This is a genomic window from Halorubrum wangae, from assembly GCF_051194135.1.
Lineage (GTDB): Archaea > Halobacteriota > Halobacteria > Halobacteriales > Haloferacaceae > Halorubrum.
This window is the reverse complement of the sequence record NZ_JBLZNH010000001.1, coordinates 767,341-780,927: the sequence shown is the minus strand read 5'-3', so window position 1 is coordinate 780,927 and position 13,587 is coordinate 767,341. Positions and strand designations below refer to the sequence as shown.

The 13,587-nt window shown below is 61.4% G+C and carries 13 protein-coding genes; 7 read left to right on the top strand and 6 right to left on the bottom strand.

Features of this window, described 5'->3' with window-relative positions:
• Nucleotides 1–161 precede the first annotated feature (161 nt).
• The 3 genes from ACNS84_RS04010 (at nucleotide 162) to ACNS84_RS04000 (ending at nucleotide 3,270) form a co-directional block, all read left to right on the top strand.
• The gene (locus ACNS84_RS04010) at nucleotides 162–1,499 is read left to right on the top strand and encodes an aminotransferase family protein (RefSeq protein WP_435073544.1); all 1,338 of its coding nucleotides are present in this window, start codon (nucleotides 162–164) and stop codon (nucleotides 1,497–1,499) included.
• 143 nt (nucleotides 1,500–1,642) lie between these two features.
• The gene (locus ACNS84_RS04005; RefSeq protein ID WP_435073543.1) at nucleotides 1,643–2,158 is read left to right on the top strand and encodes an Lrp/AsnC family transcriptional regulator; all 516 of its coding nucleotides are present in this window, start codon (nucleotides 1,643–1,645) and stop codon (nucleotides 2,156–2,158) included.
• A 107-nt stretch (nucleotides 2,159–2,265) separates the two neighbouring features.
• Nucleotides 2,266–3,270 (top strand): ornithine cyclodeaminase family protein, encoded by a 1,005-nt coding sequence (locus tag ACNS84_RS04000; protein WP_435073542.1) that lies wholly within the window; start codon nucleotides 2,266–2,268, stop codon nucleotides 3,268–3,270.
• Between the two features lie 56 nt (nucleotides 3,271–3,326).
• Here the strand turns inward: ACNS84_RS04000 and ACNS84_RS03995 are convergent, their stop codons facing one another.
• The 4 genes from ACNS84_RS03995 to ACNS84_RS03980 all read right to left on the bottom strand — a co-directional run bounded on the left by ACNS84_RS03995 (nucleotide 3,327) and on the right by ACNS84_RS03980 (nucleotide 7,338).
• Complete coding sequence (locus ACNS84_RS03995) at nucleotides 3,327–3,737, bottom strand: Zn-ribbon domain-containing OB-fold protein (protein ID WP_435073541.1); 411 nt, start codon at nucleotides 3,735–3,737, stop codon at nucleotides 3,327–3,329.
• Entirely contained in the window at nucleotides 3,734–4,909 is a 1,176-nt protein-coding gene (locus ACNS84_RS03990; protein WP_435073540.1) for a thiolase domain-containing protein, read from the bottom strand. The genes ACNS84_RS03995 and ACNS84_RS03990 overlap by 4 nt, the downstream gene beginning before the upstream one ends.
• Before the next feature lie 138 nt (nucleotides 4,910–5,047).
• A complete protein-coding gene (locus tag ACNS84_RS03985) occupies nucleotides 5,048–6,244 on the bottom strand; it encodes a 3-hydroxyacyl-CoA dehydrogenase (protein WP_435073539.1) in 1,197 nt (398 codons plus the stop codon).
• Nucleotides 6,245–6,363: 119 nt separating this feature from the next.
• Complete coding sequence (locus ACNS84_RS03980) at nucleotides 6,364–7,338, bottom strand: LLM class flavin-dependent oxidoreductase (protein ID WP_435073538.1); 975 nt, start codon at nucleotides 7,336–7,338, stop codon at nucleotides 6,364–6,366.
• 102 nt (nucleotides 7,339–7,440) lie between these two features.
• Here ACNS84_RS03980 and ACNS84_RS03975 point away from each other — a divergent pair, with 102 nt between their 5' ends.
• Nucleotides 7,441–8,607 (top strand): enolase C-terminal domain-like protein, encoded by a 1,167-nt coding sequence (locus ACNS84_RS03975; RefSeq protein ID WP_435073537.1) that lies wholly within the window; start codon nucleotides 7,441–7,443, stop codon nucleotides 8,605–8,607.
• 6 nt (nucleotides 8,608–8,613) lie between these two features.
• A complete protein-coding gene (locus ACNS84_RS03970; protein ID WP_435073536.1) occupies nucleotides 8,614–9,396 on the top strand; it encodes an enoyl-CoA hydratase/isomerase family protein in 783 nt (260 codons plus the stop codon).
• Nucleotides 9,397–9,399: 3 nt separating this feature from the next.
• Here ACNS84_RS03970 and ACNS84_RS03965 read toward each other — a convergent pair whose 3' ends face one another.
• Nucleotides 9,400–10,536 (bottom strand): acyl-CoA dehydrogenase family protein, encoded by a 1,137-nt coding sequence (locus ACNS84_RS03965; protein WP_435073535.1) that lies wholly within the window; start codon nucleotides 10,534–10,536, stop codon nucleotides 9,400–9,402.
• Between the two features lie 157 nt (nucleotides 10,537–10,693).
• Between ACNS84_RS03965 and ACNS84_RS03960 the strand changes: the two genes are divergently transcribed.
• Together ACNS84_RS03960 and ACNS84_RS03955 are read left to right on the top strand one after the other, a co-directional pair.
• Nucleotides 10,694–11,608, top strand: coding sequence for a CoA transferase subunit A (locus tag ACNS84_RS03960; protein ID WP_435073534.1), 915 nt, complete (start codon nucleotides 10,694–10,696; stop codon nucleotides 11,606–11,608).
• 97 nt (nucleotides 11,609–11,705) lie between these two features.
• Entirely contained in the window at nucleotides 11,706–12,470 is a 765-nt protein-coding gene (locus tag ACNS84_RS03955; RefSeq protein ID WP_435073533.1) for a CoA-transferase subunit beta, read from the top strand.
• A 45-nt stretch (nucleotides 12,471–12,515) separates the two neighbouring features.
• On the opposite strand, the gene ACNS84_RS03950 is transcribed toward ACNS84_RS03955, so the two are convergent.
• A complete protein-coding gene (locus tag ACNS84_RS03950) occupies nucleotides 12,516–13,502 on the bottom strand; it encodes a zinc-dependent alcohol dehydrogenase (protein ID WP_435073532.1) in 987 nt (328 codons plus the stop codon).
• Between the last annotated feature and the right edge of the window lie 85 nt (nucleotides 13,503–13,587).

Genomic DNA, 13,587 nt, shown 5'->3' with positions numbered 1-13,587 from the left:
CAGGCGAAATAAAATCTTCGATTATTCTGAATATTATTCGAAGATTTCTGAGCAGCAGTAGAGAACTTCCAGCAGTCGGCTATAATTTCTGGACTGAAATCTTGAGAACATCGTCATTCACCAAAGATTAATAAATTAGCACGCCACACCTCTGATAAACTATGACAGAGAATCCATCCGTAGTCGACGATCGCACCGAAGTAGAGCGGCTAGACAAGCAGTACGTGTTCGGGACGTGGTCGTTCCAGAGTGAAGTCGATCCGACTGAGATCGTCGGCGGAGAGGGTGTTCGGTTTACCGACGGATCGGGGAAGGAGTATCTCGACTTTTCGGGACAACTCATGTGCTCGAATCTCGGGCACTCGGCCGATAGGGTCGCCGATGCGATTGCGGAGCAGGCGCAGGAAGGGGCATACTTTGCTCCCGGGTTTGCGACGGAAGCGCGTGCACGATTGGGCGAGAAGATTGCCGAAGTAACACCGGGGAACCTGTCCAAGACGTTCTTTTCGACCAGCGGAACTGAAGCCGTGGAGGCGGCCATTAAGATCGCCCGGATGTACACGGGAAAGCAGAAGGTGATTTCGCGGTACCGGTCCTACCACGGCGCGACGGCCGGTTCGATCAGCGTCACCGGAGACCCCCGGAGACTGAAGTCCGAACCCGGTGTGCCGGGCGCAATCAAAGCCCCCGATCCGTACGCCTACGGGTCGACGCTCGACCCCATGGAGAGTCTGGAATACATCGATGAGATGTTGATGCTTGAGGGCGATACGGTCGCGGCGATCATCGTCGAACCGATCGTCGGGTCGAACGGGATCTTGGTCCCGCCCGAAGCGTATCTCCCGCGTTTAAAAGAGATCGCGCACTCGCACGGCGCGCTCCTGATCTGTGACGAGGTGATGGCTGGCTTCGGCCGCACCGGTGAGTGGTTCGGCTGTGATGTCTTCGGTGTCACACCAGACATCATGACGATGGCGAAGGGGCTCACCGGTGCATACGCGCCGCTTGGGGCCACGACCGTCACGGAGGAAATCGCGGATCACTTCGAGGACGAGATGTTCTGCCATGGTCACACGTATTCGGGCCATCCCGTCGCCTGTGCGGCCGGTCTCGCCGCTATCGAAACGTACCAAGAAGAGGGCCTCATCGAACATGCGAGCGAGGTTGGCGAGTATCTCGGTGACCGCCTCGAGGAGCTTTCCGAGGATCATCCGAGCGTCGGCGACACGCGCGGCGTCGGACTCTTCCGTGGGATAGAGCTGACCAAGGACCCGGACAAACGCGTTCCCTTCGGGAAACGCGAAGACAAGATTTCGACTGGGTCGACCGTCGTCGACGAAGTCGGCGCTGCCGCCTCCGAGGAAGGCGTCTATGTCGCGAATATGATCAACACGCTCATCATCGCACCGCCGCTGCCGATCACCGAAGCAGATATCGACGAAGCCGTCGCGGCACTTGATTCGGCTCTAGAGGTTTCCGACGCGGCCATGGACCGGTAAAAACGGTCGCGGAGCCTCACTGAGTGCGAATCCTCGGCCTGAACTCCCGTGGTGGTGTGATTCCCGTGCCTCCAGGCGCAGGAGGGGGTCACTGTTGATGCGATGGTTGACGACTTATTACCCCAAAGTCAGTAGAGGGAAGCATGAACCATACCGACGCAACCTCTGACCTCGACGAAATCGATCTCGAGATCATTCGCGAGTTCGAGCAGAACGACGAAAAAAGCCTCGAGGAACTGGCAGACGAACTCGACCTCTCGACGTCGGCGATTCACTATCGGTTGAATCAACTGAAAGACAGCGGTGTGATAACGAGCACGTCCGCGAATATCGACCCTCACGCGCTCGGCATGTCGATGGTCACCATTACCGAGGTGTACGTCTACCACGAGAGCGGATACGCAGATGATATCGGCGATGAACTGGCCGCTCTTCCCGGTGTTCAACAGGTGTTCTATACGATGGGCGATGTCGACTTCATCGTCGTTTCTCGTGTTCAGGACCACGAACAGATGAACGAGCTAATCGACAAAATCGTCGCCCTCGACGGCGTCAACGAAACGTCGTCTCGGTTCGTGATGCGCGAACTCAAAAACGACAGCCGGCTCTTAGAAACCATGTCGGACGAAATGATAGACAAGGTCCTCGAGGCCGAGTGACTCACGGTCGGGCCGCACCGACAGAGCGCTATCGAACTGCTTCGGACCCGATTGACGACCGTGACAGATCGGTTGTCTTTTTTTATATCCGGTGAGTGCCGATCCGTATGACTGACACACTGTTTCTAACCAGTGACGAAGTCGAAGGGCTCGCAACGCCCGCCGAATACGTGACTGCCGTCCGCGAGGGCTACCGGCAGCGCGGTGAGGGCGCACCGGCGCTGCCGCGACAAACGTTCCGCCACGAGAACCCCGACGGGAAACTGACCAACTACTCGGCAATTCTTCCCGAAACGGGTGCAATGGGTGGCTACGCGTACACCTCTGGCTTTTCAGGTCCGAACGCCTGGTTCATGACACCGCTGTTCGACACAGAGAGCGGCGAACCGCTCGCGCTTATCGACGGTGCAAGCATGAACCCGTTCAAGACCGGGGCGACCGGTGCCGTAGCGGTCGACGAGTTGGCGCGAGACGACGCGACCACGCTCGCGGTCATCGGCAGCGGCGCGCAGGCACGCGGGCAACTTCACACGACGGCGACAGTCCGGGATCTGGAGGAGGTTCGAGTATTCTCGCCGACGCCCGAAAATCGGGAGACGTTCGCTGCAGAGTTCGACGAGCATCTCGAGGCGTCCGTCGAGGCAGTCGATTCGAGTAGGGCTGCCGTCTCCGGTGCGGATATCGTTATCACGGCGACGAAGGCTGCCGACCCGGTGTTCGACAGCGAAGACCTTGACCCCGGTACTCACATCACGGCGATGGGTCAGTACACCCCCGGCCGGCACGAACTCGATACGGCGACCATCGAGCGAGCAACCTACGTACCCGACCTTCGCGCTCGAGCGACGCAGGACGCGGGTTCCTTCCTGGCGGCTCTTGAAGCGGGCGTCATCGACGAAGATCACGTCCACGCCGAACTGGGCGAAGTCGTGGCGGGGGTCACGCCCGGACGAACGAGCGACGACGAGATTACGGTCTTCGACAGCGGTGGCACGGGCATCGAGACGGTCGCGGCCGCGTACATGCTGTATGAGAAGGCGTCTGCGAAAGGACTCGGCACGGACTTCTCCATAGCACCCGCGAGCGAGGCACTTACCGGCCGGCTTCCCTGAGCGCGTCGGTTCACTGTCTCTACTTTTCGAGTCGACAATCCATCCCGAACGGCGCGTCAGCCGTCCTCGAGAACGAACACCGGGATCGCGATCTCTTCGTCGTCGACGTCGCGGAACTCGACGGTGACGCGCCTTCCGATTTCGACGGCTGATGGGTCGGCGTCGACGTTCGTCATCAGGCGTGGCCCTTCCTCGAGTTCCACGTACGCGAGGACGAGCGGGAGGTCGTCTTCCGGCCAGCCGCGCATCGTGCGAGCGGTCGAGAACGAGTACACCTCGCCGCGGCCAGACGCTTCTCGCCACTCGGTGCGCTCACTGAAACAATCGGGACACAGTGACCGCGGATAGTGGTAGACGAGCCCGCAGTCCTGACACTCTCGAACGAGGAGGGTCCCCCCGGCGGCAGCCGTCCAGTACCGTTCGCTCTCCGGAGTGACGTCCGGGACGGGACGCGGATCCCAACTCATCGCTCTTCCCCTCCAAGAACGACGGTCGCGGCGCCATGACGCGTGCCGATGCTCCCGCCCGTACCGTGCGCGAGTGCGAGGTCAGCGTCGACCTGTACCTCGGGGTTCGCCTCACCTCGGAGCTGACGGACCGCCTCGATGACCTTCGTCATGCCGCCGCGGTTTGCTGGGTGATTCGAACACAGCCCGCCGCCGTCGGTATTGAACGGAAGATCTCCGTCGGGCGCGCGAAGCGTTCCGCACTCGACGAAGGAGCCTCCCGCGCCTTTCTCACAGAATCCGAGGTCCTCTATCGCCTCGAGTACCGTTATCGTGAACGAATCGTAAATAGAGGCGTAGTCGATGTCCTCGGGGCCAACACCGGCTTCCGCGAAGGCTTCCGACCCGGAGCGGTCGGCAGCGGTCTTCGTGAGGTCGATCCGTCCGGCGTCGTGGTGGCCGATCGATTCGCCGAACCCGAGTACTTCGACGCAGTCCCGGTTCAGGTTCGATCGGACGTCTTCGGAGACGACGACCAGCGCACCGCCCCCGTCGGAGATGACACAACAGTCGAGCAGATGCAGCGGGTCGGCGACGACGCGAGACTCGACGACGTCCTCTACCGTCACCGGATCCTGGTACATCGCGTGTTCGTTGTACTGGGCGTGATGCGACGCGGCGGCGCGAATTTCTGCGAGCTGTTCGCTCGTCGTTCCGTACTCGTGCATGTGCCGCTGTGCGGCCATACCGTACATACTCACGTTCGTGGCGCCGTAGATCCGTTCGAAACTGTCCTGTACGGTTCGCAGGTCACGAGCCCCGGAGCCTGTCGCCTGCCCGCGCGACCGTGGGCGACCGGCCAGAGTGATGAGCGCGACGTCGCACCGACCATCGCGAATCGCGCTCGCAGCGTGCCCGACGTGGCTGATATAGGATGATCCGCCGAAGTCAGTCGTGTCTGAGTACGACGGCTTGAGGCCGAGATAATCGGCAACGATCAGCGGCGACAGTCCAGATGCGTACTCCGGAACGTTAGCCGTGAAGAAGCCGTCCACGTCGCTTTTCTCGAGGGTGGAGTCCACAAGCGCGCCCTTCGCGACCTCCGCGTGCAACTGCATCGTCGATTTATCCGGTGCCTCTCTCGTGGGGTGTTCGAATGCCCCGGCGATGTACACCGGCTCGGATTCTGCCATACTAGCTCGATTCACCACCGACACCGTAAGCGTAGGTGGTCCCTCACACGTTTTCTTGATGGTTGGGGGTGACCGATAACTACCCGTTGTGGACGGCAGCCAGCGTGCCGTCGGAATCACGGACTGCGCTGTGACGATTTAGTAGAACGTCCCGTCGTTCTTCGCTTTTCGAACGAGGAGGTCGCAGGGGAGGGTTTCCGCGAGCTTGTCGGTATCCTCGTGGCGACTGGCCACAGTCGTCAGTTTCTGCAGGATGACGTCGGCTCCAACGCTGTCAGCCTTTTCGAGCGGACCCATCGGCCAGTTTCCACCGAGTCGAGCGCCGACGTCGATGTCCTCGACGCTTGCGACGCCGTTTTCGACCATCTTGGCGGCCTCGTTGATAATCGGTGCCCACACCAACAGTGTGTCGAAGCCCTGTCCTGCGTCGACGGAAATGTGCGGTTCGTCGCGCTCGTCGTACTCGTAGTATCCTGCGTCGGTCTTCCGACCGTACCGTCCCTTTTCGTAGAGTTGGTGGAGTATCGGGCAGACTTCGGTGTCGTAGGACATCGGCCGGTCGTCCTCGAGATGATCTTCCTCCCCCTCGACGCGGATCTGGATGCCTCCCGTGAAGTCGGCGAGTTCGAACGGCCCCATCGGAAACCCTTCCGTGAATTTCATTGCCGAATCGATCTCCTCGAAAGAGTGGGTGCCCCGATAGGCCATCCACGCAGGTCCTTCGCCGTAGGGTCGCATGAGCCGATTCACGATGAACGACGGCACATCGACCTTACAGCGGATCGGTGTCTTGCCGAACGAGTCGACGAGGGACTCAGCCGTATCGGCCACACTGTCTGGGGTGTGCTCAGTCATGATGACTTCGACGAGGTCCATCAGCATCGGCGGATTGAACCAGTGGGTGCCGATGACTCGTTCGGGGTTCGCAGTCGATTCGGCGAGTTTGGTGATGTTGAGCCCGGACGTATTCGTCGCGAGGATAGTATCGTCAGGGGCCGACGCGTCGAGGTCTGAGAAGATGTCCTGCTTGACGGCCTGCTGTTCGACAGCCGCTTCGGTCACGAACTCCGCGTCGCCGACCGCCTCGTCGAACGCCGTCGTACATGTGAGCGACGCAAGCGCCGCCTTCGTTTCCTGTTCGGTCGCTTTCTCGTTCTCGACGGTCTTCCCGTACGACCACTCGATCTCTTCTTTCGCCTCCTCGAGTTGTGACTCGCTAATATCGGTGATGTAGGTTTCATACCCCGCCAGTGCGGCGACGGCACCGATACCGCGTCCCATCTGTCCCGCACCGACAACGGCCACAGTTTCGATGTCGTCGATAGTCACGACCATGGCCTCCATTTCTTGAGGTGATACATAAACCACGTCGGCAGTAACGTCGGGCCTCGACCCGAGGACGACGTGTCGTAAGCGAGGATATCTAGCCCAACCAGTGACCACCCTTCGAAGGGTCAGACTGCGACATCCGCAAAACGACGCAGTTGCTCACGTTGGTCGGCCGCCGTGAATCGCGTGACGAATTGGTCCACGCCGGCATCGGCGTAGCGCGTGAGGTGCTCAGCGACAACTGACGGCGGGCCGAACGCCCCACGTCTACGGATATCGTCGTCGCTCAGCTCACCCCACGAGGGATAGTAGCGGTTCAGGAACTCCCGTGCTTCGTCGATTGCCTCCGCCTCTGTCTCTGCGATCACCACGTCTTGGTAATACGCGGCGTCGAACCCGGATGCGTCGCGACCGGCGTTGTCGACGATTTCCCGCGCCCGAGTGATACCGCCCTCGTACATCTCGGCCGACATTCCGATCGGGAGCCAGCCGTCGGCGCGGTCAGCAATTCGATTCCGGATCTGTCGCGGAAATCCGTCCCGAGGGTCGAAGGTCGCCGATGCGACGTAGATCGGCGGCGGACTGCCGGATGGTCGAATCCCGATGTCGGCGTCAGATAGGTCGAAGAACTCGCCCTCCACGGAAACGGGCTCATCGCCCCAGAGCCCCTGGAGAATCTCGAGGCCCTCGTCAAGAACTGCCCCACGCCGGTTGTAGGGGATGTCGAGCTGCTCGTGTTCTGTCTCGGCGCCTGCACCGACGCCGACGCCCACACCAATCGCGAGGCGACCGCCGCTGACCTGATCGACCGTCGCCGTCTGATGGGCGACGTGGACCGGGTGCCGAAGCTGTGGCAAATAGACGGCCGTGCCGAGGGTGACAGACTCCGTGGCACCCGCAACTGCCGCCAGCGTCGAGAGGGGCTCCAGTCTCGGCTTTGCCAGCACGCTGTCGCCGACCCAGACACCGTCGAAGCCGAGTGATTCGGCCCGGCGAGCGAGTCCGATCACTTCGGACTGCACGCGGGCAGTCTGTTCGAGGGAGTTGTCGGCGGACAGGACGACGCCACGCGTTGGCAGTACGAACCCGTGTGATACCATATGACATCATTTCGATGCACCGTCGTAACCTTTTCCGCCCGAGTGGCGTTTCACCGCGATGCAAACGCATTTGCGACTGGTCTGCTATGAGTTGCCATACCGATGACACCAGAAATCACGCGCATCGAGTCTATCGAATTCGGCTACGAGCTACCAGAGGTCGGCTACGCCCCGAACGGATTTAGCATCGTCTACGACCCCGATGCGAGCAGCGAACGGAAACTCTTCGCTCTGCGAGTCCACACCGACGAGGGGACCACCGGCGAGTATGTCGGTGGGAACTCTCCTGGCGCTGCGCAACTCAACATGATCGCGGACTATCTGATCGGGAAAGACCCCCTCAAGCGAGAGCGTCACTGGAGCGCGTTCAAGCGTGCGCTTCGAAAGTACGACTGGATGGGGATGGGACCGATTGATATTGCGCTCTGGGATTTCGCCGGCAAGTATCACGAGGCGCCGATTCATGAGATGATCGGCAGCTACCGCGACTCCTTCCCGTCCTACGCCTCGACGTACCAAGGAGATCGGAACGGAGGGCTGGACTCGCCCGATGCGTATGCCGACTTCGCTGAGGAGTGTCTCGAACTTGGCTATCAGGGGTTCAAAATTCACGACTGGGGCGGCGACTGGACCGACCCCGACGAAACGGTCGAAGTCGTCCGTGAAGTTGGTCGACGTGTCGGCGACGAGATGGACCTCATGCTCGACCCCGCGTGTAATCCGGCCACCTTCGCAGACGCCTTAAAAATCGGGAAGGCCTGCGACGAGGCAGAGTTCCTCTGGTACGAAGATCCCTACCGCGACGGCGGCGTCTCACAGCACGCCCACCGGAAACTCCGGGAGATGCTCGATACGCCCATCCTCCAGACCGAACACGTTCGCGGCCTCGAGCCCCACACGGATTTCGTGGCGACAGAGTCCACCGATATTGTGCGAGCGGATCCCGAGTACGACGGCGGCATCACCGGCGCAATGAAAATTGCGCACATGGCGGAAGGCTTCGGCCTCGATGTTGAGTACCACGCACCGGGGCCGGCACAGCGTCACTGTCTCGCCGCGACGCGCAACAGCAACTACTACGAAGTGGCGCTCGTCCACCCGATTTGCCCGAACACGCAGCCGCCGGTGTACGCCGACGAGTACTCGGACATGCTGGACACCGTCGATTCGGATGGCCACGTGCAGGTGCCGGACGGACCGGGACTCGGCGTCGAGTACGACTGGGACGAAATCGAGGCCCGCGAGATCGGAAGACGAGTGTACGAGTGATCGACGATGCCTGAAGACATCCGGTACGAGACGTCCGGTGGTGTCGCGACGATTACGATCGATCGACCGGAGGTTCACAACGCCTTCCGCCGGGAAACGATTCTCGAACTCAACGAGGTGCTTCGAGAGGCCGCGAGCGATGCGGGCGTCTACAGCATCGTCCTGACCGGTGCCGAGGGCGGCTTCTGTGCGGGAGCCGACATCACGGAGATGCCCGATTGGAGCGAGGAGATGACCGAGGAGGAGTACGCGGGGTATCTTTGGGCGGTCCAGAACGTGGTTCGACAGCTCCGTGCCATCGAGAAGCCGTCGATCGCTGCGGTCGGCGGTCCGGCTGTCGGTGCAGGCTGTGATTTCGCGTTGGCCTGTGATCTGCGTGTCGTCGGGCCGGATTCGTTCCTCCGCGAGGGGTTCGTCCGCGTCGGGCTGGTCCCTGGCGACGGTGGCTCGTGGCTCTTGCCACGGCTCATCGGCGAGGCGAAGGCCAAGGAGTACCTCCTCACCGGCAAAGACATCACACCACGGGACGCCGTCGATCTCGGCCTCGCAGTCGAGTTGGCCGACGATCCCATCGAGCAAGCGATCGAGTTGGCCCACGACCTTCTCGAACTCCCCGCGCTGGCCGTTCGTCGGACGAACGCGCTCGTTGACTCGGAGCAATCGTTCGAGGAGTACTGCGAACGGGCGATCGCGTATCAGTGGGAGTGCGTTACCGATCCCGAACACGCGGAAGCGATCGCGGCATTCGGTGAGAAGCGAGAGCCGGAGTACGATCGCGACTACTCGTGAGTATTACGCGAGGTCCCGCATTCCCTCCTTTTTAAGGCTGGCTGCGATCTGATTCTTCTGAATCTCGTCGCTACCGGCAGCGAGCCGACGACCCCGAGCGAGCCGGTAGAGGTACTCGAGAGGATGGCCGCTCTGGTAGCCGTTCGCGCCGTGGACTTGAAGCGCCTCGCTGACGACGCGCTCGACCATCTCGCTGGCCTGAAGCTTGGCCATCGACGCCTCGCGGCGGTCGGGGATTCGTCCCTGCTCGTGGGCCTGTATCGCCGCCCGATGAGTGAGCGCACGCGAGGCTTCCAGCGCTGTGACAGCGTCAGCCAGCTTCCATTCGATCCCTTGGAAATCACCGATCGGCTGGTCGAACTGTTCGCGCTGCTTGGCGTAATCGATGGCCTTCTCCAGTGCACAGCGGGCATACGAGTTGGCGAGCGTCGCACTTCCCAGTCGTTCCCAGTTGAGTGCCCGGAGCTGATTTTTGAACCCGTCCGGGCCGCGCGTGACCACGTTTTCCTCAGGAACGAGAACGTCCTCCATCACGAAGTGAGTCTGGTGGTGTCCCGCCATGTTCTCGTAGTGTTGTAGAATCTCGACCCCGTCCCAGTCGAACTCGACGACGACTGATCCCAGTCCTTCGGGGAACTTCGTCCAGACGAGTACTGCACTCGAGTGCTCGACGTTGCTCACCCACGTCTTCTCGCCGTTGAGGACGAGATCCGATCCGTTCTCTTCGATCCGAGTCCCCATGGATCCGACGTCAGAGCCGGCTTCCGGCTCGGAGATACCAATCGCGATGCTGTCTTCGCCGGCGAGGACCGGCGGAAGGTATCGTTCTTTGGCGTCGTCGGTGCCGAACAGTTCTATCGCACGCGGCGCGACCATCGTTTGATTGTAGAGAAACTCGGCGGTGTCGGGACAGACTTGACCGACGGCTTCGATGGCGAGAATCGCGTCGAACTCCGTCATCCCGCCCCCGCCGTACGCTTCGTCGAAGTTGATACCGAGAAAGCCCTGTTCGGCCAGTAGTCGTACGTTCTCCCACGGCGGTTCGCCGTCCCAGTCGAACGCCCGGCCGCTGAACTCGCGCTTGGCGATGTCTTCTAACGATGATACCAGCAGCTTCTGCTCAGGTGTGAGCGATATCATGCGTTACCATATCCGGGCAGTTGATATCAATGTCCGGCTGTAGGTGCTGCAGACAGTTCCCGTGATGAGAAAACCACCGGCTGATACCGCAGCAGAGTGCCTCAAGGGCAATTGTTATATGCGGTTTTCGCAATGTGGTTCGTAGTTCAGCACAGCTATGAGCAAACTCACATCCATGCAGGACGCCGTCAGCGACGGCGTCTCCGACGGTGATAGTGTCTATCTCGCGGGGTTCACACATCTCATCCCGTTCGCTGCGGGTCACGAGATCATCAGGCAGGAAAAACGCGACCTCGAACTGATCAGAGCCACGCCGGATCTCATTTACGACCAGATGATCGCCGCGGGCTGTGCGCGAAAAGCGACGTTCTCGTGGGCGGGTAACCCGGGTGTGGGAAGTTTGCCCGCGTTTCGCCGGGCGGCAGAGGACGGCGTTCCGAACGAACTCGAGCTCGAAGAGTACACGCATTTCGGGTTGATCGCAGCGCTCGAAGCGGGCGCGTCCAACCTCCCATTCGCTCCGTTACGTGGCTTCATCGGCTCGGACCTCCCCGAACATAACGACAACATCGCTCGCGTGGAGAGTCCGTTCGACGACGATTACGTGTACGCGGTTGCCCCGATTGAGCCGGACGTGGCGGTCATCCGAGCACAGCGAGGTGACGAGGCCGGTAACGCACACCTCTGGGGGATCCAAGGCGAGGTGAAGATCGCCGGCTTAGCCGCCGACAAGGTCATTCTCACGGTCGAAGAGCTCTGCTCGGAGGAAACGATCCGCAGCGATCCGAATCGGACAGTCATCACGAGCGACGACGTCGATCACGTTGTCCACGATCCCTACGGGTCACACCCCTCGTACGCACAAGGCTACTACGGACGGGACAACGACGCCTACATAGAGTGGGCAGAAATAGCGAGTGAAGTCGACAGCGTCGAGACATGGCTCGACGAGTGGGTCTACGGCGTTGACGACCGCCGCGAATACGTCGAGAAGCTCGGTGTCGACAGGCTGCTCGACCTGCAACCCGACAGTTCCTACGCTACGCCGATCGACATGGGGGCGTACCAATGACCGATCGACCGAGGACCGGATGGATGGCCGTACACCACCCGTTCTCGTCCAGAAAGGGTAGCATCGACCGACCGACCGAATCCACAGAGGCACTCCAATGAACTACACGAAGAGCGAACTGATGGTGGTCGCGGCCGCGAGGGAACTCGAGAACGATGACTCGGTTCTCGTCGGAATCGGGAAGCCGAACCTGGCGTGCAACGTCGCCAAGCGCACGCACGCGCCAGACCTACAGATGGTCTACGAGTCGGGGACGATAGGGTCGAACCCGTCGTCGCCACCGCTTTCGATCGGTGATCCGGTGCTCGCGTCGGGAGCGCTCTCTATCGAGCCGATGCGGAACAATTTCAACTATCGTCTGCAGGCCGGACGTCTCGACGTCGGGTTCCTCGGCGGCGCACAGATCGACAAGTACGGCAATATCAACTCGACCGTTATCGGCGAGTATGACGACCCGATCGTTCGATTACCGGGCAGCGGTGGGGCGTGCGAGATTGCCGGCCACGTCGACCGGACGTTTGTGGTAACGCCACACTCGAAGCGGCGATTCCCCGAAGAGGTCGACTTCATCACGAGTCCTGGCTTCGTCGACGGGCGCGAAGGACGGAAAGCGCTCGGACTCGACGGTGGCCCGGAAGCGGTCATCACTGATCTCGCCGTCTGCCGATTCGACGAGCAGGGAGAGATGTACGTTGCTGCACTGCACCCGAACGCGACGCGTGAGGAGGTGCAAGATGAGACCGGCTGGGAGATTGCGTTCGCCGACGACTTGGGGACGACCCCGGAGCCGATGGAAGAAGAACTCCGGCTTATTCGCGAGGATCTCGATCCGGACGAAATGTACACCGACCAAGCCGAGTAACCGCGAACGGCCGGGGTTGAGGTGAGCTGTACCCCCGCGTGATTCTTAGGGTTGAAGCGTGATCTTGATCCCGGCGCGCTGTCGGGCTGCTTCGAAGGCGTCCTCGTACGCTTCGAGCGGGAACGACGGGCCTAGCGCCGGCGAAAGATCAGTGTTCTCCGCGATCGCGATCGCCCGTCGCCAGCTCGAGTCCCGTCGCCCGTAGACCGTCGTAACCGAGACGCCGCGCCGGACGAGACGAGTCAGGTCGGCGGGTACTGTCTCCGCGCCGTGGAATATGCCGATCTGGACGATTTCGCCGCCCCGAAGCGTCGAGGACGCAGCCAGCGAGAACGCGTTCGGGTGGCCCGAGGCTTCGATGAAGACGTCTACCTCTTCATCGAGTCCGTCCTCGATGTCGTCGGTGACCACGGTCCGGGTCGCACCCAGTTCTCGTGCGAGCGGGAGGCGATCCTCGCGATCCGCCTCAGTTCCGACGACAGTGATTGAACTCGCACCGCCCGCAACGGCGGCGACGAGTGCACCGATTCCGACCGGTCCGGGCCCGGTGATCGCGACGCTGTCACCGGCTTTGAACTCCGATCGCTCGAAGCCGCGGACGGCGAGTCCCAACAACTCGAGGAAGACACCCTCCTCTGCACTCAGTGAACCGATCTGGTAAATCGAATCGCGCGGGACCACTGCGTATTTTGCGAGCGCGCCGTCCAGTTCAGGATGTAGTCCAAGGATGCGCCGATCCGGACAAATCGCGAACGAGCCCGACCGGCAGCACCGACAGTGGCCACAGCCGAGGATGGGTTCCACCGCGACGCGCTCGCCCGTCGGGACGTCGTCGACGTCAGCGCCTGTTGCGTCGACCACGCCCGCGAACTCGTGGCCAAACAGCTGTGGGAGATCGTCGGCGTAGTGGTGCTTACTCTCATGCCAGTCGTAAATCAGTGCCTCTGCGCCGCCGTCTATCCCGACCGACTCGACACGAATTCGGACCTCTCCGGGCCCCGGTTCGGGGACAGACACCGACTCGAGGTCCATGCCAGGTTCGGGCTTCGTCTTCACTAACGCCGTCATTCGCTCAGTCGGGTTCGATGTCACGCCGAGGGGTATGCGACCGACCGTC

Coding starts and splice junctions, on each gene's coding strand:
- ACNS84_RS04010 (WP_435073544.1), top strand. CDS start 162: ATGACAGAGAATCCATCCGTAGTCGACGATCGCACCGAAGTAGAGCGG.
- ACNS84_RS04005 (WP_435073543.1), top strand. CDS start 1,643: ATGAACCATACCGACGCAACCTCTGACCTCGACGAAATCGATCTCGAG.
- ACNS84_RS04000 (WP_435073542.1), top strand. CDS start 2,266: ATGACTGACACACTGTTTCTAACCAGTGACGAAGTCGAAGGGCTCGCA.
- ACNS84_RS03995 (WP_435073541.1), bottom strand. CDS start 3,737: ATGAGTTGGGATCCGCGTCCCGTCCCGGACGTCACTCCGGAGAGCGAA.
- ACNS84_RS03990 (WP_435073540.1), bottom strand. CDS start 4,909: ATGGCAGAATCCGAGCCGGTGTACATCGCCGGGGCATTCGAACACCCC.
- ACNS84_RS03985 (WP_435073539.1), bottom strand. CDS start 6,244: ATGGTCGTGACTATCGACGACATCGAAACTGTGGCCGTTGTCGGTGCG.
- ACNS84_RS03980 (WP_435073538.1), bottom strand. CDS start 7,338: ATGGTATCACACGGGTTCGTACTGCCAACGCGTGGCGTCGTCCTGTCC.
- ACNS84_RS03975 (WP_435073537.1), top strand. CDS start 7,441: ATGACACCAGAAATCACGCGCATCGAGTCTATCGAATTCGGCTACGAG.
- ACNS84_RS03970 (WP_435073536.1), top strand. CDS start 8,614: ATGCCTGAAGACATCCGGTACGAGACGTCCGGTGGTGTCGCGACGATT.
- ACNS84_RS03965 (WP_435073535.1), bottom strand. CDS start 10,536: ATGATATCGCTCACACCTGAGCAGAAGCTGCTGGTATCATCGTTAGAA.
- ACNS84_RS03960 (WP_435073534.1), top strand. CDS start 10,694: ATGAGCAAACTCACATCCATGCAGGACGCCGTCAGCGACGGCGTCTCC.
- ACNS84_RS03955 (WP_435073533.1), top strand. CDS start 11,706: ATGAACTACACGAAGAGCGAACTGATGGTGGTCGCGGCCGCGAGGGAA.
- ACNS84_RS03950 (WP_435073532.1), bottom strand. CDS start 13,502: ATGGACCTCGAGTCGGTGTCTGTCCCCGAACCGGGGCCCGGAGAGGTC.